An 18,947-nucleotide genomic window follows, 5' to 3' on the forward strand; every position below is an offset into this window, starting at 1 on the left:
GTTGTAGCACGTATAGTCGAGAGAGATATCCCTTTGTTTCGGTTTGATGAAGTGGTACAATTGGTTAGAATAGCTAATGGATGTGATAATATGGTTAAGAGCATGACCGGGTTTGGCAGAGCGTCAAATGTATATGAGGGTGTTCAAGTAACAATCGAAATGAAGTCTGTGAATCACCGCTACTTTGATGGAACATTTCGCATGCCAAAAGCAGTCTTTCATCTAGAGGGTAGGATGAAGCAGGCGATTCAGAGCTATGTCAGTCGTGGCAAAATCGAACTTTATTTAACCATCGATGGAGCTGATTTCCAATCATCTAATGTTCAAGTAGATTGGCACTTGCTAGATCAATACATAACGATTTTGAAACAAGCTACAGAACGCTATCATTTGAAAGAAGATTTGTCAGCTTCTACCATGATGAATCTGAATGTTTTTCAAGTGAATGAAAAGGAGCATAACATCGATCAGCTTGAGGAATCGATTTTTTATACGCTAAATCAAGCTATTCATAAGCTCGTTGAGATGCGTCAGATCGAAGGAAAGGCACTTGATCAAGATATACGCCAAAAACTTGCGAACATGAATGATCAAATGACTTCTATTTCACACCTTTCTCATGAAGTAACAACAGTTTTTAAGAACAGGATCCGCACAAAGCTTGAAAGTTTTAAAGAATTAGATGAAGTGGATGAAGCCCGGATATTATCTGAAGTAGCTTTTCTTGCAGATAAAGCGAGTATAGATGAAGAAATCATCAGGCTCCGTAGTCATCTGGCCCAATTCCATGATATTCTTAGTAGTGATGGTGTCGTTGGAAGGAAACTTGATTTCTTAGTACAGGAAATCAATAGGGAGCTGAATACGATCGGTTCCAAGTCTCAACACCATAAGATCAGCCAGCATATTGTTGATCTTAAGAGCGAAGTGGAAAAGGTTCGTGAACAGGTTCAAAATATTGAATAGCCTGAACGCTTTGTTTAAAATCACCTTACTGGTGTAAAAATAGAATCGTGATTCCTGGGAGGAACGACCATGAGTATTAAATTAATCAATATCGGATTCGGAAACATTGTGAATGCGAATCGAATTGTCTCAATTGTTAGTCCAGAATCGGCACCAATCAAACGAATCATTACTGTTGCAAGGGACCGCAATATGCTTGTGGATGCAACATACGGACGAAGAACACGAGCTGTTATTATCTCTGATAGCGACCATGTTATTCTTTCGGCAGTCCAGCCTGAAACAGTAGCTCAGCGTCTAGTAAACAAAGACGAGCTTTCAGACGAGTAGCATCAATTAAGTGGAGGTAAGTATGGAAAAAGAACGTGGATTGTTAATTGTTCTATCAGGCCCATCTGGTGTCGGAAAAGGAACAGTCAGAAAAGCATTCATGCAAAATGCGGCTGAAGTACAGTATTCGATTTCTGTTACAACCCGTAAACCGCGTGAAGGTGAAGTGAACGGCGTCGATTATTTCTTTAAATCTCATGAAGAATTTGAAGAGATGATCGAAAATAATAAGCTACTCGAATATGCCCATTACGTTGGCAATTATTACGGTACGCCTGTTGACTATGTGGAAGAGACATTGCAGTCAGGTAGAGATGTGCTACTTGAAATTGAAGTTCAGGGAGCAAAGCAAGTACGAAAGCATTTTCCTGAAGGAGCTTTCATTTTCTTAATGCCTCCTAGTTTGACAGAACTTAGAAATCGCATCGTAAACCGCGGTACGGAATCAAATGATTTAATTGATAACCGTATGGGCGTAGCGAAAGAGGAAATCGAATTGATTGATGAATACGATTATATCGTTGAAAATGATCAAGTTGAATTAGCTTGCGAGCGAATTCGTGCTATTATTACAGCAGAGCACCTTAGACGTGATCGTCTTGCACATAAATATAAGAATGTAACGGAGGTTTAATTATGATTTTATACCCATCGATTGACTCACTAATGGATCGCATTGATTCAAAGTACACACTTGCAACACTTTCAGCTAAGCGTGCACGCACGATTCAACAAACTGGTAATGTTTATGTTGATCGTCCAAAGTCCGTTAAGGCTGTTGGCAAAGCGCTTGAAGAAGTGCTTGATGGCAAACTACTTGCTGATGGAATGATAGAAGACTGATTAAGAAGTAACAACCTATGAGAATAGGTTGTTATTTTTTTCTTGATTCTATAGAGAGAATTCCATTACGATCGCTATAATTATCAAGGTTGCGATATTTATATTATGTTAACTAATAAGATGGAAGGTGAATCTGGTGAGTTTCAAAGGGAAGAAAATTTTGCTTTGTGTGAGCGGTGGAATTGCGGTGTTTAAAGCAGCGGCACTTACGAGCAAGCTGTATCAAACAGGCGCAGAAGTAAAAGTGTTAATGACAGATTCAGCGACTGAATTCGTAACGCCGTTAACATTCCAAACGTTATCACGAAATGATGTGTATCGAGATACGTTCGAAGAAAAAGATCCAGCTTCAGTTGCTCATATTGATCTGGCAGATTGGGCCGATCTCGTCTTGATTGCCCCTGCAACAGCGAACATGATTGGTAAGCTAGCTAATGGAATTGCAGATGACATGATGTCCACCACATTACTTGCTACAGAGGCACCTATCTTTGTAGCCCCTGCCATGAACGTTCATATGTACGATCATCCAGCGGTGAAAAAGAATATGGATGTACTTCGCTCCTTCAACTGTCATTTTCTTGAGCCAGGAGAAGGTTTACTCGCGTGCGGTTACGTTGGCAAAGGTCGGATGGCGGAACCAGAAGACATTCTCTCAACGCTCGAAACATATTTTCAAGAGGATGTAGGGGACTTGTCTGGAAAGAAAGTTATCGTTACAGCAGGCCCAACTCGTGAAGCGGTTGACCCCGTTCGTTACTTTACAAATTATTCATCCGGGAAAATGGGCTTTGCTCTAGCCGAGCAGGCCGCGAAACGTGGCGCAGATGTCACGCTTGTAGCAGGTCCTGTTACGTTAACGACTCCTGAACGAGTTGAACGTATAGATGTGATAACAGCTGAAGAAATGTACCAATCTGTCCTGTCAGCTTCTGCGGATGCTAATGTGATCATTAAGGCAGCTGCAGTTGCTGATTACCGTCCTTCTATGGTCTCTACTGAGAAAATGAAGAAGTCAGATGATGATATGGTCATTGAAATGGAGCGAACAAAAGATATTTTATGGACCCTTGGACAGCAGAAAAAGGATCAAATACTCGTCGGCTTTGCTGCTGAGTCAGAGCGGTTAGATGAATATGCTCTAAAGAAGCTAGAAAAGAAAAACCTTGATCTTATCTGCGCGAATAACATTAAAGCGGTGGGAGCAGGTTTTGACAAAGATACAAACGTGATGACGCTCCTTAGAAAAGATGGTGAGCGAGTAGATCTTCCATTACAGTCAAAACATGAAGCGGCAAATCGTATATTGGATGAAGTGATACGTCTGGACGTGACACATTCATGATCGCTAAAGTTATCGTTGACGTACCAGCAAATCAAACTGATCGCATGTTTGATTATGCTATTCCTGAAGAATGGGAGGAAATGATCGAGCCTGGAATGAGGGTTGTCGTTCCTTTTGGACCAAGAAAAATTCAGGGGTTCGTTATCTCTGTCGTAAGTGAATCAGAACATGCAAAATTGAAGGAAATAAGTGAAGTGAAAGATGTTACACCAGTGTTGACAAAAGAATTACTTGATCTTGGATTCTGGCTAACTGAAAAAGCACTTTGCTATGCCGTATCGGCTCTTCAAGTTATGTTACCTGCAGCGATGAAAGCGAATGTAACGAAATCAGTTGTGCTCGGAAGCCGTTCGAATGAAGCGGCACCATGGCATCGTATGCTCACTTCTTCAAACGTTGTGAAGTGGGAAGACTTTCTTTCCCACTTTAGCCATAAGGAGTTAAATCGAGCTATCAAAAATGATGAGCTCGAAGTACGATATGATGTGAAAGAGAAAACGGCACCGAAAACAATCCTTTCTGTTTCCGCGGCTCTTAGTGAGGCTCAACTTCAAAGCGAAAAAGAACAAATGGGTAACCGTGCGTTGAAACAGCAGGAAATTATTCAGCACTTTATTCAATATGAAGGCGCGGTTTCTTATAAAGAGCTCATGGATATGCTCGATACTACCCGGTCTACAATCAAATCGCTTGTATCAAAAGGGATATTAAAGGAAGAAGAAGTGGAGCTTTATCGTGATCCTTATAAGGGTCGAGAGTTTACACCTTCAACTGCTCTGGAGCTAACTGATCTCCAAGAACAAGCGATTACGCCAATTCTTCATAGCATTGAAAATCGTCATCACGAGACGTTTCTCATTCATGGCGTAACAGGGAGCGGGAAAACAGAGATCTATTTGCAATCGATTCATCGTGTGCTCGAACAAGGTAAAGAGGCAATTGTCCTCGTCCCTGAAATCTCATTAACACCACAAATGGTGACCAGATTCAAAAGTCGATTCGGTTCAGAAGTCGCTGTTTTACATAGCGGTCTTTCTCGAGGAGAAAAGTACGATGAATGGCGTAAGATTCATCGGAAAGAAGTGAAAGTAGTTGTTGGAGCACGTTCGGCGGTTTTTGCGCCTTTTACGAATCTTGGCATCATTATTATTGATGAGGAGCATGAGAGTAGCTACAAACAGGAAGAAAACCCAAGGTATCATGCGAGAGATGTAGCTATTAAGCGCGGAGACCACTACGCGTGTCCCGTCGTACTAGGCAGTGCTACACCGTCACTCGAATCTTATGCAAGAGCGTCCAAAGGTGTCTATACTCTCCTTGAATTATTAGAAAGGGTAAACAAGCAGGCAATGCCTGCTGTGTCTATTGTCGATATGAGAGAAGAATTGCGAGCCGGCAACAGGTCGATGTTTTCGAATGATCTTTATGACAAATTGAAAGACCGCCTGGAAAAAAAGGAGCAAACGGTTCTCTTTTTAAATCGAAGAGGATATTCAACATTCATCATGTGTCGGGACTGTGGGTATGTGGCGGAATGTCCTCATTGCGATATTAGCTTAACGTATCACAAAATCAATGGAACAATGCGATGCCACTATTGTGGCCATGAAGAACCCTTTCCAAGCCGCTGTCCTGAATGTGAAAGCGAGCATATTCGCTTCTTTGGGACAGGCACTCAGCGAGTGGAAGAAGAACTAACGAAAATTCTTCCGGAAGCTCGGGTAGTTAGAATGGACGTTGATACGACAAGGAGAAAAGGAGCGCATGAGAAGCTCCTGAACCAATTTGGAGAAGGAAAAGCCGATATTCTACTTGGTACTCAAATGATCGCAAAAGGTCTTGATTTTCCGAACGTAACGCTCGTTGGTGTTTTAGCGGGTGATGCAATGCTCCATCTACCTGATTTTCGTGCTTCTGAGAAAACGTTCCAACTTCTCACGCAAGTTAGTGGTCGTGCCGGGCGTCACTTGCTTCCGGGAGAGGTAATCGTTCAATCATACACGCCCGAACATTACAGTATTGAAATGGCAGCTGATCATGACTACCAGTCGTTTTATAAGCGTGAGATGCTAACAAGAAAACAATTTGGCTATCCGCCGTTTTACTTTCTTGCCATGGTGAACGTCTCACACGAAGAGCTAACGAAAACGGTTGATGTGACTGAGAAAATTGCGGGCTATTTAAAGGATCATTTATCCAAAGCTAGTGTGGTTCTCGGTCCTGTTGCTTCACCTATCCCGCGGATCAAAGATAGATATCGTTATCAATGCATGATAAAATACAAAACTGAACCGAACTTACATCATCATTTAAAAGAAATCCAAAAGCACTTTTCGAAGGAAATTAGCCGCGGAGGACTGCAGCTGTCCATTGATACCCAGCCTTATATGATGATGTAGAATGTGAAAGGGAGTATATGAGTGGCTATTAGAGATATTGTATTGCACCCGAATGAGGTGCTTGAAGTGGAATGCGCGCCTGTCGAGCATTTCGATAAAGAATTGCATCAGTTGCTTGATGATATGTTTGAGACAATGTATCAAGCAGATGGAGTGGGTCTAGCTGCTCCGCAAATTGGCATTAAACAGCAAGTCGCAGTTGTTGATACGAGAGAAGAAGAAGCATTAGAATTAATCAATCCTAAGGTCGTGAAGGCTTCTGGTAAAGAGGTGGATCTTGAAGGTTGTTTAAGTTTTCCTGGACTGTTTGGAGAAGTAGAACGCCCGTATACGATCACACTAAAAGCCCAAAATCGTTTTGGACGTGAATTCAAACTGAAAGCAGAGGGGTTCTTTGCGAGAGCGATTCAGCATGAAATCGACCATCTTCATGGCGTGCTCTTTACTGAGAAAGTTATTCGGTATGTCGATCCTGAACAGGAAGGAGAGAGTGAGTAACGATGACGAAAATTGTATTTATGGGTACACCGGATTTTTCAGTTCCTGTCCTTGATATGCTTGTAGAGGAAGGTTATAGCATTGTTGGCGTAGTGACACAACCAGATCGTCCAAAAGGCAGAAAAAGAGTGCTTACACCTCCTCCTGTTAAGGTGGCTGCAGAAAAGCATGGACTTCCGGTGTTACAACCTGAGAAAGTGAAAGACCCTGCACAGCTTCAGCCTATTCTAGAATTAGAACCTGATTTGATTGTAACGGCTGCATTTGGACAAATTCTACCAAAACAGCTGCTTGATGCTCCGAAGTACGGTTGTATTAATGTTCATGCGTCATTGCTACCTGAGCTTCGCGGAGGCGCACCGATTCATTACTCCATCCTTCAGGGGAAAAAAGAAACAGGCATTACGATCATGTATATGGTTGAGAAATTGGACGCAGGCGATATCCTAACACAGTCCGTTGTCCCTATTGAAGAACGTGACAATACTGGAACACTTCATGATAAATTAAGTGCTTCAGGCTCTGAGCTTTTGAAAGAAACGTTGCCACAGCTTCTAAACGGTGAATTAACTCCTGTAAAGCAAAACGATGAAGAGGCTACTTTTGCCCCTAACATTAAACGAGAGCAGGAGAAGATCGACTGGACGAAGACTGGTGAAGAAATTTATAACCAGGTACGTGGATTGCATCCATGGCCAGTCGCGTTTACAGAGTATGATGGAAAAGTGATGAAGATTTGGTGGGCTGAGAAAGTAGAGAGTGCTGAGAAGGCAGATCCAGGTTCTGTTTTATATACGGATGCAGATGGTCCGGTCGTAGCAACAGGCAACTCAACAGCAATCAAGTTAACGGAGATTCAACCATCAGGCAAAAAACGTATGACATCCGCACAGTATTTACAAGCAAGAACATTCGAGAAAAATGAGAGATTTGGTGAATAGTATGACAAATGTAAGAGAAGCAGCACTTGATGTAATTGAAAAGATTAACAAAAACCAGGCATACAGCAATTTATTGCTGAATGAAACGATTAAGAAGCATAAGCTAAGCCGGAAAGATACAGGCTTATTAACAGAAATCGTATACGGTACGATCCAGCGAAAGAATACACTGGATTTCTACTTAGATGATTTTCTAACAAATCGTAAGAGAATCCAGACGTGGGTCATTTCTCTCTTGCAACTTTCTCTTTATCAAATGGTTTATCTTGATCGTGTACCAGATCGCGCCATCATCCATGAGGCAGTTGAAATAGCAAAAAAACGTGGACACAAAGGTATTAGTGGAATGGTGAATGGGGTACTTCGCAATACCCAAAGAAAAGGACTGAAGAATCCTGAAGATATTGAAGATGTTGCGGAACGCATTTCCATTGCGAAAAGTCATCCGCTATGGCTCGTCAAACGCTGGATTGATCAGCTTGGTGTTGAATCGACAGAGGCGATGTGTGAAGAAAATCTCCTTTCTCCATATGTGACAGCGCGTGTGAATATGGTACGAACTTCTGTTGATCAAGTTATCGAAGACTTGAAAAAAGAGGGTGTGGAAGCTGTAGAAGGTAGTCTTTCAGTAGATGCCATCAAGGTGATCCAGGGGAAAGTGCTTGATACTGAAGTGTATAAGCGCGGTGATTTAACCATTCAAGATGAAAGTTCGATGCTTGTTGCAAGAGCGCTTGGAATTGAGCCAGGTCAAAAAGTCCTCGACGCATGTGCGGCACCAGGTGGTAAATCTACTCATATTGCAGAAAGATTAAATGGATCAGGACATGTGAATTCGCTTGATTTGCATCCTCATAAAGTTAAATTAATTAAAAAACAGGCACAGCGTCTTAATCTCCGCGCTATTGAAGCAGAAGCCCTCGACAGTAGAAACGTTGCAGATCGCTTCAAGGCAAAGTCATTTGATCGTATTCTTGTTGATGCGCCGTGCACAGGCTTCGGAGTGCTAAGAAGAAAACCAGACATTAAGTGGTCAAAGAAAGAAGATGACATTGAGCGGATTACAAGTGTTCAGAAAGGCATCCTTGCCTCTCAAGCTTCTCTTTTAAAACCAGGTGGAAAATTGGTTTACAGTACGTGTACAATAGAAAGTGTAGAAAACCAGGAAGTGGTAAAACAGTTCCTTGAAGAGCATCCTGATTTTTCACTAGATGAATCATTCTCAAACCGCTTACCAGAAAAAGTAAGAACATATTGTGAAGATGGACAGCTACAGCTACTACCACAGTATTTTGGTACGGATGGATTTTATATCGCGTGTTTAGTTAAAAAATAATGCTGAGTGCTGGTGAATCGTCTTGTAATAGGCGATTCTTCCCGCATTCTTGTGATAAGAGGAGACGGGGTAATCACATGCAAGCAATAGCATTAACTGATCAAGGACAAGTAAGGGCATACAATGAAGATAGCACGAAGGTTGTGCACAATAGTCTAAATGAGTATCTTGTAATTGTTGCAGATGGGATGGGCGGTCATCAGGCAGGTGACGTTGCCAGTGCTCTAGCAGTTGAATCGATGGAGATGAGTTGGGAAGAAGAGAAAGCTGGATTTCGCCCGGGAAGAGCGGAAGCATGGCTATTACATACCATTCGTAAAGCGAATGAAACAATCCTAGCTTTTTCTAAAGAAAAACCTGAATATTCCGGAATGGGAACGACTCTTGTAGCAGCTGTGTGTACGAATGAGTTTATTACAATTGGTCATGTAGGCGATAGCCGCGCATATTTATTCGGCGATCGTGTTCTTGATCAAAAAACAAGTGATCATTCACTTGTGAATGAACTCGTAAAAAGTGGTCAGCTCTCAGAAGAAGAAGCAGAAGATCATCCTCGTAAAAATGTACTATTACGTGCGATTGGAACAGATGAAAACGTTAAGGTAGATGTGCATACCTTTGAATGGGATGAGAATCAATCAGCCCTTTTTTGCTCAGATGGTTTAACGAACAAAGTTTCTGATCGTGAATTAGAGGAAGTTATGAACTCTGACCGATCTCTTCATGAGAAGGGAACAGAACTCATTCGCTTAGCAAATGAAGCAGGCGGAGAAGATAATATCACAGTTGCGATTATTGAGAATTCCTCTAATTCTGGAAGTGAAGGCTCATGCTAGGAAAGCACATAAATGGACGTTACAAACTGCTTGAAGTCATTGGTGACGGCGGAATGGCAATCGTCTATCGAGCTTTAGATTTAATTTTGGATCGTACAGTTGCTGTCAAGCTGCTTCGGCCCGAATTTTCTCAAGATGATGATTTTATAAAGCGATTTCGAAGAGAAGCAGAATCTGCAACGAGTCTAGCTCATCCTAATATCGTTTCCATCTATGATGTAGGGGAGGAAGAAGACTTCTACTATATCGTCATGGAATATGTACCGGGAACAACGCTTAAGCAAAAAATTCGCAACCGTGGAGCACTGCCGATTGAGGAAGCCATTGATATTATGAAGCAAATGACGTCCGCAATTGAGCATGCACATGAGAATCACATCATCCATCGAGATATCAAACCTCATAATATTCTAATAAACGACTACGGAGAAGCAAAAGTAACGGATTTTGGAATTGCGATGGCCGTGACATCTGCAACAATCACGCATACTAACTCCGTTCTTGGTTCTGTGCATTACTTCTCACCTGAGCAGGCGCGTGGCGCTGTAGCAAATGAACGGTCAGATATTTATTCTCTTGGTGTCGTTCTTTATGAAATGGTCACGGGTGTTCTTCCCTTTTCGGGTGATTCCCCCGTATCTGTTGCCCTAAAGCACTTACAAGATCGTTTTCCTAAACCAAGCCTAATTAACACTTCTCTTCCGAAAAACGTGGAACATATTATTATGAAAGCTATGGCAAAAGATCCTGTTCAACGCTACCAAAACGCTGAAGAGCTTTATGAAGCGCTTGAGATGTCGCTAAGTCCAACTAAAATTTACGATAAAGCACCTGAGCAGGATGATGCAGATGCTACAAAAGTGTTGGCACCAGTTACTCCTGGCCGCCTTGGTGACAAAATGCAGGAGACAAGGCCTCAAGAACCTGTACAAAAGACAGAGTCTGATGATCCGCCACCTAAAAAGAAGAAGAAGGCCGGTAAGATTGCTGTTATTGTTTTAGTGATTCTCCTCCTCTTAGGTGGTGCAGCCGCGCTTGCATTTACTTTTATCCCTGATCTCTTCTCAGTAAGTGATGTGGAAGTTCCTGACGTATCTGGAATGACTTATGAAGAAGCAAGATCTGCCCTAATCGAACAAAAGCTGGATGTAAAAAAAGAAGAGCAATTTAGCGAAGACGTAGAGGAAGACGATGTTATTAAACAGGATCCTACATCAGGTACGATGGTGAAGGAAGATAGCGCCGTTACTTTATATGTCAGTGAAGGTGCTGAAAAAACAGAGCTTGATGATTTTATCGGTAGATCAAAAGATGAGGTTGAACCGTTATTGAAAGAGCAAGGCTTTAAAGGTGTGAAGTATGAAGGTGAATACCGAGATGACCCTGAAGGTGAGATCTATGATCAAAATCCTGAGGCTGGGAAGCTGGTGTTACCAACAGAAGATCGAATTATCATATGGTATAGTTTAGGGCCCGAACCATTTCCATTAGAGGATTTAAAGGAAAAGACAAAAGCAGAAGTGGAAAGCTATGCAGATGATAAAAAGCTAAATCTCTCTTATAATGACCCTGAATTTAGTGAACTTGTTGAAGAAGGTAAAGTCGTCTCTCATTCACCAGGCACTGCTGCGGAAGTGAAAGCTGGAGATGAGATTACAATTACTTTATCAAAAGGTCCAGAACCAGAACCTGAGCCAGAACCCGAACCAGAACCCGAGCCTGATCCAGAACCGGAACCAGAGCCTGATCCAGAACCGGAACCAGAGCCAGAGCCGGAGCCGGAACCGGAACCTTCGCCGGAAGATGAGGCAATCGTTGTTCCAAATTCGTTTAAAATCGATGTGAAAAAGGGAGAAGAGCATTTAATTGAGATTCTCTACAAGGATTCAACGACAGAAGGAGAAGAAATCTCTGAAACGATCACAGAAACGAAAGAGATTAAGTTTGATTTAACCATTTACCCCGGTGAGGAAGCATCATATAAAACATATGTCGATGGGAAAGAAAAAAAGGGAAATTCAAAGACCATTACGTATGACGAAGCGAAACAAAAATATGGAAAAAATGAGTAAGGAGTCCTACATGGCAGATGGAAGAATAATTAAAGCGCTTAGTGGCTTTTATTACGTGCAGGATGAAGAGAATAAGGAAATTTATCAGTGCAGAGGAAGAGGGAATTTTCGGAAGCGAAAAATCACGCCACTTGTTGGTGATTTTGTAAGGTATGAAGCCGAGAACAAAACGGATGGCTATGTATTGGAAATAAAGGAGAGAGAAAACGAATTGGTTCGACCTCCTATTGCTAATGTTGATCAGGCATTTCTTGTTTTCTCAGCAACACAACCTACGTTTAACACACAGCTTCTTGATAAATTTCTTGTGCACATTGAAGCTAGTGATATTCAGCCGATCATCTGTATTACTAAGATTGATTTGGTTGCAGAGGTGGAAGAAAGTGAGATCATGGCCTATGCTGATGATTATCGTGAGATTGGGTATGACGTCATCGTTTCTTCTGCTCAAAGCCTTTCAGGCGTTTCAGAAATCGAGCCTTATTTCCAAGAAAAGGTAACGGTGTTTGCAGGACAGTCAGGAGTAGGGAAGTCTTCCTTATTAAACGCTATTAATCCTGACCTTGAACTAGATACAAGCGATATATCGACTCACCTTGGTCGAGGAAAACATACGACGCGACATGTAGAACTTATTCCTTTCGGCTCAGGCCTTGTTGCAGATACTCCTGGATTTAGCTCATTGGATTTTAGAGGAATTGAAGCCGATGATCTTTGGCTCTACTTCCCTGAGATCAGAATGAAAAGCAGTGAGTGTAAATTTCGCGCTTGCACCCACCAATCAGAGCCGGGGTGTGCAGTAAAAGTAGCCGTCGAAAAAGAAGAAATTCAAGCGTATCGCTATGACCATTATTCTTCTTTCTTCCAGGAAATTAAGGACCAAAAACGGAGGTATTAATTATGATAAAAATCGCCCCTTCTATTTTGGCATCAGACTTTGCCAGATTAGGTGAAGAAGTAAAAGACGTAGAAGCAGCTGGTGCTGACTATATTCACGTAGATGTGATGGACGGTCATTTTGTTCCGAACATTACGATTGGTGCACCAATCGTACGAGCTCTTCGTCCAGTGACATCACTACCGCTTGATGTTCATCTTATGATAGAAAATCCTGACCAATATATCGAAGAGTTTGCTGAAGCTGGAGCGGATATTTTGACCGTTCATGCAGAGGCTTGTCCGCATCTCCACCGCACTATTCAGCTCATTAAAAGTAAAGGTGTGAAGGCGGGTGTTGTTATTAATCCTGCGACGCCTGTTGATTCCATTAAGCACGTGATTGAGGATGTAGATCTAGTCCTATTAATGACGGTCAATCCAGGCTTTGGAGGTCAAGCTTTTATTGAGAGAGTTCTTGCGAAGATTACGGAAACGAAGCAGCTAGCAGATTCTCTTGGTGTAGCTCCAGAAATCGAAGTAGACGGTGGTGTGAACGCGGAGACGGCTCGTGCATGTATTGAAGCGGGTGCCACTGTTCTCGTAGCAGGTTCAGCCATTTATAATCAATCTGATCGGAAAGCAGCCATTGATCAGATACGTCAATCATAAAACAGCGGGGCTTCTCCCGCTGTTTTTTAATAAGACTTTATACAAAAGTTTAGGTTATGGAGGAATTATGATTCATGAAGAAAGATAATCGACTTCTTTTGCTTGTAGAAATAGCTTTAATGGCTGCGGTTGGAGTGATTTTAGATTTATTATCACTCAGGCTCTGGCCAAATGGCGGCTCTGTGTCGCTAGCTATGGTACCTATTTTTCTAATTGCTTATCGAAGAGGACTTGGTGCCGGTTTAACGACAGGGCTTTTAGTTGGTATTTTACAACCTCTAATCGTGCCGCCTTTTTATGTGCATCCTATTCAATTTCTACTAGATTATCCAATTGCATTTATGGTTGTCGGTATGGCGGGGATTTTTAGTGTTAAAGTTGACGAGCCGAAACGGAAGCGAATCACAATGATCATTCTTGGCTGTTTAACCGGATCATTACTTCGACTTGTGAGTCATTTTATATCTGGTGTGATCTGGTTCGGCGAAATGGCACCAGAAGGTACCCCTGTGGCCTTATACTCCTTTCTTTATAATGCATCTTATTTGTTACCAACTGCCGCTGTATCAATTGTCGTCTTGGCTCTGCTCTCACATCAAGCACCTAAGCTGGTGCATGAGCAATGAGGAAGCCTATTTATATTGTTGCGGGAGGACCGGAAGAAGACCTTCCAACCCATCTTCTGACTGAAAGAAATGTAAGGTGGATTGGGGTCGACCGAGGCGTCTATACGCTTCTGAAAAATAACATTATTCCTGAACATGGATTTGGGGATTTTGACTCGGTAACCAATGAAGAAAGAGAATGGATGGAGTCACACGATTTAGCGTTTACCGTCTATCCTTCTGAAAAGGACCACACAGATTTAGAAATCGCTCTTGATTGGGCCATCGATGAAGGTCCTGAAGAGGTTACAATGTTTGGGGTAACAGGTGGCAGGCTTGATCATAGCTGGATGAACGTTCAGATGTTAATTAAGGGCGTGAAGTCAGACGTGAAGCTTGCCATTGAGGATAAATTAAATCGAATGGAAATGAAAGAGCCAGGCACATATACTGTCCAAAAGGATCATCGTTTTCCCTATATGTCTTTTCTCTCCTTTACTCCTGAAGTCAAAGGCTTAACGCTAATTGGATATCGTTATCCCCTTACGAATAGACATATTTCATGGGGGTCAAGTTTATGTATTAGCAATGAACTGATCGAGGAAAATGGGTCTTATTCATTTAATCAGGGCATACTATTGGTGGTAAGAAGTTCGGACGCCGAGCAGGTTTAGGTACTATTTTAATTTCGGCGAATATAATAGTAATGCATCTTATATTCTCATATTGTTCATCCTGGGGTCCATCTTTGACTTTCTGAGGAGGGGGAAATATGAAGTTCTATACGATTAAATTACCAAAGTTTCTCGGTGGTTTTGTGAGAGCAGTGCTAGGGTCTTTCAAAAAAAATGAATAGTTTAGAAACAAAAAAAAGCACCCGTTTGGGTGCTTTTTTGCATGTTACTATGCGCGTTCGATTTTGCCTGATTTAAGAGCACGAGCAGATACATAAACTTTCTTAGGTTTACCATCTACCATGATGCGTACCTTTTGAAGGTTAGCACCAAATTTACGTTTAGTTGTATTCAACGCGTGAGAACGTTTGTTACCAAACGAAGTTTTGCGTCCAGTGATTGCACATTTAGCCATTGTTTCTACCTCCTTACTGTCCTACATTGCACAAGAAGTGCAGGATAAATCCTCCACTATAGTATCATGTAGGTGTAGTGAATGCAAGATGTTTAACACGTCTTATCAAGAAAAAAACTTAACAGTAAAAGCTTATCATATTAGAGGTTTTATACGATGAACTTTTATTATGACTAATAGTGTAGTAAAATAACGGTAGCTGTGCATAGGATTTATTTTATTTATTATTTTGGCTATGTAAGCTTATAGTGTTGAATTCTCGATTTTGGCTCATTTGCGTGAAACACTCATTTTACTCATCGTTCAGTAACTCAGCCATTATTTTATGAACAGAATCTATACGAGGATAGAAGTAGTCAAAAGATCAGTACCCAAATCGCTAAGGGAGGAAATATAATGGCAATTGAAATGAAAACCCAATACGGACAGATTGATATTTCGACGGAAGTAGTCGCTGCGATTGCAGGTGGCGCTGCGATTGATTGTTATGGTATCGTTGGAATGGCTTCACAAAAGCAATTGAAAGATGGTATTACAGAACTATTGGGAAAAGATAACTTTAGCAGAGGGATTGTCGTTCGCAAAGAAGAAGACGACGACCTTAACATTGACATGTATATTATCGTGAGCTATGGTACTAAAATTTCTGAAGTAGCCCACAATGTGCAAACAAAAGTGAAATATCAACTTGATCAAATGCTTGGGCTATCAATTGATTCAGTAAACATATACGTCCAAGGGGTTAGAGTAACGAACCCTTAAACGGAGTTAGGAGGAAAAGTCTGTGACGATTCAAAAGATTGATGGGAAGCGTTTTGCGCAAATGGTCCTTGAAGGAGCAAACAACCTTTCAAAGAATGCCAAGATGGTAGATGCGCTTAATGTTTTTCCAGTGCCGGATGGAGATACTGGTACAAACATGAACTTAACAATTACGTCTGGAGCAGCTGAAGTAAGATCGAGCAGCTCAGATAAAGTAGGAGATGTCGCATCTCTTTTTGCAAGAGGATTATTAATGGGCGCACGGGGAAACTCTGGCGTAATTCTTTCTCAGCTATTTCGAGGATTTTCGAAATCGATCGAAGGAAAGTCTGAGATCACAAGTGTTGAACTAGCCGCTGCTCTTGAAAACGGGGTGGATTCTGCCTATAAAGCCGTTATGAAACCAGTGGAAGGTACAATTCTTACAGTAGCTAAAGACGCTGCTCGAAAAGCAGTGAAGTCTTCAAAGAAAATATCAGACGTGGTTGAATTAATGCAGGTAGTAGTTAAAGAGGGGAAAGAATCCCTCAATCGTACTCCTGATCTTCTTCCAGTTCTGAAAGAAGTCGGTGTCGTTGACTCAGGTGGCCAGGGACTTTTACTTATTTATGAAGGGTTTCTAGCGGTTCTAGAAGGAAAAGAAACGCCCGATTCATCCGTTGATCAAGAGAAAATGGACGAACTCGTTAGAGCTGAGCACCACAAAAGTGCGCAGGGTCATATGAAAACGGAAGACATTGAATTTGGTTACTGTACAGAGTTCATGGTTCAATTCGAAAATGAGAAGCTTGCGAAATCGCCATATGATGAGGAAGCATTCCGAAACGAACTCGATAAACATGGGGATTCGCTTTTGGTTGTATCTGACGAAGATCTCGTTAAAGTACATATGCATACAGAGTACCCGGGAAATATTATGACGTATGCACAGAATTACGGGAGCTTAATTAAAATTAAGATTGAGAATATGCGTGAGCAGCATTCTACAATCTTAAAAGAAGAACGCCCCGAGCCTGTTAAGCAGGAGAAGCCGGCTGAACGAAAAAAATACGGAATTATTACGGTTTCCATGGGAGACGGGATCGCTACTTTGTTTGAAAGCTTAGGTGCGAACTATGTGATTCCAGGTGGCCAGACGATGAACCCAAGTACTGAAGATATCATTAAAGCGATTGAAGAAGTTTATGCTGAGAATATTATTATCTTACCGAATAATAGTAATATTGTGATGACTGCACAGCAGGCAGCTTCAGTTGTAGATGAGAATGTCATCGTGATTCCTTCTAAAACAGTTCCTCAGGGTATTTCTAGTCTTCTTGGCTTCAATCCATCGGTTGATCCTGAAGCTAATGCGGAAACAATGAAAGAAAGCCTGTCAGCTGTTAAGTCAGGACAAGTTACGTTTGCGGTTAGAGATACTAAGATTGATGGTATCGATATTACGAAGGATGATTTCATGGGAATCGCAGATGGCAAAATTATTGTTTCTGAAAAGGAACGTCTTGAAGTCGCGAAGTCGCTTCTGTCTTCTATGATTACCGAAGATGATGAAATCGTTACGATCATATATGGTGAAGATACAGATCAAGAAGAAGCTGAAAGTATTGTTGCTTATATTGAAGAGCAGTTTGATGAAGTAGAAGTAGAACTTCACGAAGGTAAACAGCCGATATATAGCTATATCATGGCAGTGGAATAAATGTTTCATATTTGCAGAAAAAGAAACGTGGCTTGAGCCAGGTTTTCTTTTTCTGTAAAGAACATCTTTTGTGAGATAAAGTGTATATGGTGAAAGGTGGCATCAATGTGAAGTTTCGCAGTGTTTTTGACATTATTGGTCCTGTTATGATTGGTCCTTCAAGCTCCCATACGGCTGGAGCAGCAAGAATTGGTCGAGTTGCTAGACATTTGTTTGGTCGTGAGCCAAAGACGATTACAATTTCTCTTTATGGTTCATTTGCAAGAACGTACAAAGGACACGGTACGGATGTTGCCCTAGTCGGTGGCGTGCTTGATTTTGATACTTACGATGAGCGAATAGTGAATGCGCTTACAATTGCAAAAGAGAAGAAAATCAAAGTTCGTTTTACTGAAGAGGATGCCTTAACAGATCACCCTAATACTGCTCGAATTCATCTCACTGATGAGAAGGGTGAACTTGAGCTTGTCGGGATCTCGATAGGTGGAGGTAAAATTGAAGTCATTGAGTTAAATGGGTTTGCGCTCGGTCTTTCAGGGAACAGTCCAGCTATTCTTGTAGTCCATAATGATCGTTTCGGTGCCATTGCAGGTGTATCTAATACGTTAGCAAAGCATGAAATTAATATCGGTCATATGAACGTTTCACGAAAAGAAAAGGGCAAGGAAGCATTGATGACGATTGAAGTGGATCAAAATATCCCTCAAGTTGTATTAGATGAGGTTGAGTTGTTACCGAATATTATTCAAGTCGCAAAAATTAGCGATTAAGATATAGAGGAGGAATGGGTATGTTTCGTAACGTAGCAGAACTAGTAGAATTAGCGCAATCGAAAAATAAACCAATTTCTGAAATTATGATTGAACAGGAAATGGACTTCAGAGGAAATACCCGAGAAGAAGTTTATGCTCAAATGAAAAATAACCTTGTTGTTATGGAGCAAGCGGTTGAACGGGGAATTAATGAGGATGTTCGCTCTCATTCAGGATTAACTGGCGGAGATGCAGTGCTGCTTCAAAATTATATGAAGACAGGGAATTCACTATCCGGACAAACAATGCTTGATGCGGTAAGTAAAGCGATCGCTACGAATGAAGTGAATGCAGCGATGGGAACCATTTGTGCGACGCCAACAGCAGGGTCTGCAGGAGTGGTACCTGGGACACTCTTCGCAATTCGGGAGAAAGTGAATCCTACAGAAGAGCAGATGGTGAGATACCTCTTTACTTCAGGAGCATTTGGGTTTGTTGTAGCTAATAATGCTTCCATTTCAGGTGCTGCAGGTGGCTGTCAGGCTGAAGTAGGATCAGCAACTGGGATGGCTGCGGCAGCGATTGTAGAATTAATGGGTGGTACTCCTGAACAATCTTCTCATGCGTTTGCGATTGCACTTAAGAACATGCTTGGTCTTGTATGTGACCCTGTAGCTGGACTTGTCGAGGTTCCTTGCGTTAAGCGAAATGCCATGGGCGCTTCCAACGCACTAGTTGCAGCAGATATGTCTCTTGCGGGCATTACAAGTCGCATTCCTTGTGATGAAGTGATTGATGCAATGTACAAAATTGGGCAATCTATGCCTTCTACTCTTCGAGAAACGGCTCAAGGAGGACTTGCAGCAACGCCAACTGGCCGAGAGTTAGAAGCGAAAATATTTGGAGTATCCCTTGATAGGAAATGA

The 18,947-nt window shown here is 41.7% G+C and carries 21 protein-coding genes; 20 read left to right on the forward strand and 1 reads right to left on the reverse strand.

Going from position 1 to position 18,947, the window contains the following annotated elements; genetic code table 11:
- Positions 1-90: 90 nt before the first annotated feature.
- The 16 genes from AC0VYO_RS09525 to spoVM all read left to right on the forward strand — a co-directional run bounded on the left by AC0VYO_RS09525 (position 91) and on the right by spoVM (position 14,575).
- Positions 91-966, forward strand: a complete 876-nt coding sequence (locus tag AC0VYO_RS09525) for a YicC/YloC family endoribonuclease (protein WP_475367263.1) — start codon at positions 91-93, stop codon at positions 964-966.
- A gap of 69 nt (positions 967-1,035) precedes the next feature.
- The gene (gene remA, locus AC0VYO_RS09530) at positions 1,036-1,296 is read left to right on the forward strand and encodes an extracellular matrix/biofilm regulator RemA (protein WP_159782328.1); all 261 of its coding nucleotides are present in this window, start codon (positions 1,036-1,038) and stop codon (positions 1,294-1,296) included.
- A 22-nt stretch (positions 1,297-1,318) separates the two neighbouring features.
- Positions 1,319-1,930, forward strand: coding sequence for a guanylate kinase (gene gmk, locus AC0VYO_RS09535; RefSeq protein WP_194221376.1), 612 nt, complete (start codon positions 1,319-1,321; stop codon positions 1,928-1,930).
- A gap of 2 nt (positions 1,931-1,932) precedes the next feature.
- On the forward strand, positions 1,933-2,139 hold the full coding sequence (gene rpoZ / locus AC0VYO_RS09540) for a DNA-directed RNA polymerase subunit omega (RefSeq protein WP_202407214.1): 207 nt from the start codon (positions 1,933-1,935) through the stop codon (positions 2,137-2,139).
- Positions 2,140-2,275: 136 nt separating this feature from the next.
- A complete protein-coding gene (coaBC, locus tag AC0VYO_RS09545) occupies positions 2,276-3,484 on the forward strand; it encodes a bifunctional phosphopantothenoylcysteine decarboxylase/phosphopantothenate--cysteine ligase CoaBC (RefSeq protein ID WP_475367264.1) in 1,209 nt (402 codons plus the stop codon).
- Complete coding sequence (gene priA, locus AC0VYO_RS09550; RefSeq protein ID WP_475367265.1) at positions 3,481-5,883, forward strand: primosomal protein N'; 2,403 nt, start codon at positions 3,481-3,483, stop codon at positions 5,881-5,883. Before coaBC ends, priA begins: the two co-directional genes overlap by 4 nt.
- A 21-nt stretch (positions 5,884-5,904) precedes the next feature.
- Positions 5,905-6,381 (forward strand): peptide deformylase, encoded by a 477-nt coding sequence (def, locus tag AC0VYO_RS09555; protein WP_226612799.1) that lies wholly within the window; start codon positions 5,905-5,907, stop codon positions 6,379-6,381.
- Positions 6,382-6,383: 2 nt separating this feature from the next.
- Positions 6,384-7,322 carry a methionyl-tRNA formyltransferase gene (gene fmt / locus AC0VYO_RS09560; protein WP_475367266.1) on the forward strand — a complete coding sequence of 313 codons (939 nt, stop codon included), beginning with the start codon at positions 6,384-6,386 and terminating at the stop codon, positions 7,320-7,322.
- A gap of 1 nt (position 7,323) precedes the next feature.
- On the forward strand, positions 7,324-8,658 hold the full coding sequence (rsmB, locus tag AC0VYO_RS09565; RefSeq protein ID WP_475367267.1) for a 16S rRNA (cytosine(967)-C(5))-methyltransferase RsmB: 1,335 nt from the start codon (positions 7,324-7,326) through the stop codon (positions 8,656-8,658).
- 77 nt (positions 8,659-8,735) lie between these two features.
- Positions 8,736-9,494, forward strand: a complete 759-nt coding sequence (locus tag AC0VYO_RS09570; RefSeq protein WP_430242744.1) for a Stp1/IreP family PP2C-type Ser/Thr phosphatase — start codon at positions 8,736-8,738, stop codon at positions 9,492-9,494.
- The gene (gene pknB / locus AC0VYO_RS09575) at positions 9,488-11,566 is read left to right on the forward strand and encodes a Stk1 family PASTA domain-containing Ser/Thr kinase (RefSeq protein ID WP_475367268.1); all 2,079 of its coding nucleotides are present in this window, start codon (positions 9,488-9,490) and stop codon (positions 11,564-11,566) included. Before AC0VYO_RS09570 ends, pknB begins: the two co-directional genes overlap by 7 nt.
- Positions 11,567-11,576: 10 nt before the next feature.
- Positions 11,577-12,464 (forward strand): ribosome small subunit-dependent GTPase A, encoded by an 888-nt coding sequence (gene rsgA, locus AC0VYO_RS09580; protein ID WP_430242739.1) that lies wholly within the window; start codon positions 11,577-11,579, stop codon positions 12,462-12,464.
- A 2-nt stretch (positions 12,465-12,466) separates the two neighbouring features.
- Complete coding sequence (rpe, locus tag AC0VYO_RS09585) at positions 12,467-13,114, forward strand: ribulose-phosphate 3-epimerase (RefSeq protein WP_226612806.1); 648 nt, start codon at positions 12,467-12,469, stop codon at positions 13,112-13,114.
- Positions 13,115-13,188: 74 nt separating this feature from the next.
- The gene (gene thiT, locus AC0VYO_RS09590; protein WP_226612808.1) at positions 13,189-13,740 is read left to right on the forward strand and encodes an energy-coupled thiamine transporter ThiT; all 552 of its coding nucleotides are present in this window, start codon (positions 13,189-13,191) and stop codon (positions 13,738-13,740) included.
- Positions 13,737-14,393: a thiamine diphosphokinase gene (locus AC0VYO_RS09595; RefSeq protein ID WP_430242733.1), complete on the forward strand. Its 657-nt coding sequence runs from the start codon at positions 13,737-13,739 to the stop codon at positions 14,391-14,393. Before thiT ends, AC0VYO_RS09595 begins: the two co-directional genes overlap by 4 nt.
- Positions 14,394-14,491: 98 nt before the next feature.
- On the forward strand, positions 14,492-14,575 hold the full coding sequence (spoVM, locus tag AC0VYO_RS09600; RefSeq protein WP_048309835.1) for a stage V sporulation protein SpoVM: 84 nt from the start codon (positions 14,492-14,494) through the stop codon (positions 14,573-14,575).
- 47 nt (positions 14,576-14,622) lie between these two features.
- Here spoVM and rpmB read toward each other — a convergent pair whose 3' ends face one another.
- A complete protein-coding gene (gene rpmB, locus AC0VYO_RS09605; RefSeq protein ID WP_098443343.1) occupies positions 14,623-14,808 on the reverse strand; it encodes a 50S ribosomal protein L28 in 186 nt (61 codons plus the stop codon).
- Between the two features lie 396 nt (positions 14,809-15,204).
- On the opposite strand from rpmB, the gene AC0VYO_RS09610 reads away from it, so the two are divergent.
- The 4 genes from AC0VYO_RS09610 to sdaAA all read left to right on the forward strand — a co-directional run bounded on the left by AC0VYO_RS09610 (position 15,205) and on the right by sdaAA (position 18,947).
- Positions 15,205-15,570: an Asp23/Gls24 family envelope stress response protein gene (locus AC0VYO_RS09610; RefSeq protein ID WP_194221387.1), complete on the forward strand. Its 366-nt coding sequence runs from the start codon at positions 15,205-15,207 to the stop codon at positions 15,568-15,570.
- A 22-nt stretch (positions 15,571-15,592) separates the two neighbouring features.
- Positions 15,593-17,269 carry a DAK2 domain-containing protein gene (locus tag AC0VYO_RS09615; protein ID WP_475367269.1) on the forward strand — a complete coding sequence of 559 codons (1,677 nt, stop codon included), beginning with the start codon at positions 15,593-15,595 and terminating at the stop codon, positions 17,267-17,269.
- Between the two features lie 107 nt (positions 17,270-17,376).
- Positions 17,377-18,039, forward strand: coding sequence for an L-serine ammonia-lyase, iron-sulfur-dependent subunit beta (gene sdaAB / locus AC0VYO_RS09620; RefSeq protein ID WP_194221389.1), 663 nt, complete (start codon positions 17,377-17,379; stop codon positions 18,037-18,039).
- 20 nt (positions 18,040-18,059) lie between these two features.
- Positions 18,060-18,947: an L-serine ammonia-lyase, iron-sulfur-dependent, subunit alpha gene (gene sdaAA, locus AC0VYO_RS09625; RefSeq protein ID WP_194221390.1), complete on the forward strand. Its 888-nt coding sequence runs from the start codon at positions 18,060-18,062 to the stop codon at positions 18,945-18,947.

The organism is Anaerobacillus sp. 63XJN7_4_ISO-PGPR-S23-413, assembly GCF_056173725.1.

Excerpts from the sequence above, each read along its gene's own strand:
- rsmB (WP_475367267.1), top strand. The coding sequence starts at position 7,324 with ATGACAAATGTAAGAGAAGCAGCACTTGATGTAATTGAAAAGATTAAC.
- AC0VYO_RS09595 (WP_430242733.1), top strand. The coding sequence starts at position 13,737 with ATGAGGAAGCCTATTTATATTGTTGCGGGAGGACCGGAAGAAGACCTT.
- remA (WP_159782328.1), top strand. The coding sequence starts at position 1,036 with ATGAGTATTAAATTAATCAATATCGGATTCGGAAACATTGTGAATGCG.
- AC0VYO_RS09610 (WP_194221387.1), top strand. The coding sequence starts at position 15,205 with ATGGCAATTGAAATGAAAACCCAATACGGACAGATTGATATTTCGACG.
- rsgA (WP_430242739.1), top strand. The coding sequence starts at position 11,577 with ATGGCAGATGGAAGAATAATTAAAGCGCTTAGTGGCTTTTATTACGTG.
- spoVM (WP_048309835.1), top strand. The coding sequence starts at position 14,492 with ATGAAGTTCTATACGATTAAATTACCAAAGTTTCTCGGTGGTTTTGTG.
- thiT (WP_226612808.1), top strand. The coding sequence starts at position 13,189 with ATGAAGAAAGATAATCGACTTCTTTTGCTTGTAGAAATAGCTTTAATG.
- priA (WP_475367265.1), top strand. The coding sequence starts at position 3,481 with ATGATCGCTAAAGTTATCGTTGACGTACCAGCAAATCAAACTGATCGC.
- AC0VYO_RS09570 (WP_430242744.1), top strand. The coding sequence starts at position 8,736 with ATGCAAGCAATAGCATTAACTGATCAAGGACAAGTAAGGGCATACAAT.
- rpoZ (WP_202407214.1), top strand. The coding sequence starts at position 1,933 with ATGATTTTATACCCATCGATTGACTCACTAATGGATCGCATTGATTCA.
- rpe (WP_226612806.1), top strand. The coding sequence starts at position 12,467 with ATGATAAAAATCGCCCCTTCTATTTTGGCATCAGACTTTGCCAGATTA.
- sdaAA (WP_194221390.1), top strand. The coding sequence starts at position 18,060 with ATGTTTCGTAACGTAGCAGAACTAGTAGAATTAGCGCAATCGAAAAAT.
- fmt (WP_475367266.1), top strand. The coding sequence starts at position 6,384 with ATGACGAAAATTGTATTTATGGGTACACCGGATTTTTCAGTTCCTGTC.
- gmk (WP_194221376.1), top strand. The coding sequence starts at position 1,319 with ATGGAAAAAGAACGTGGATTGTTAATTGTTCTATCAGGCCCATCTGGT.
- pknB (WP_475367268.1), top strand. The coding sequence starts at position 9,488 with ATGCTAGGAAAGCACATAAATGGACGTTACAAACTGCTTGAAGTCATT.
- AC0VYO_RS09525 (WP_475367263.1), top strand. The coding sequence starts at position 91 with ATGGTTAAGAGCATGACCGGGTTTGGCAGAGCGTCAAATGTATATGAG.
- rpmB (WP_098443343.1), bottom strand. The coding sequence starts at position 14,808 with ATGGCTAAATGTGCAATCACTGGACGCAAAACTTCGTTTGGTAACAAA.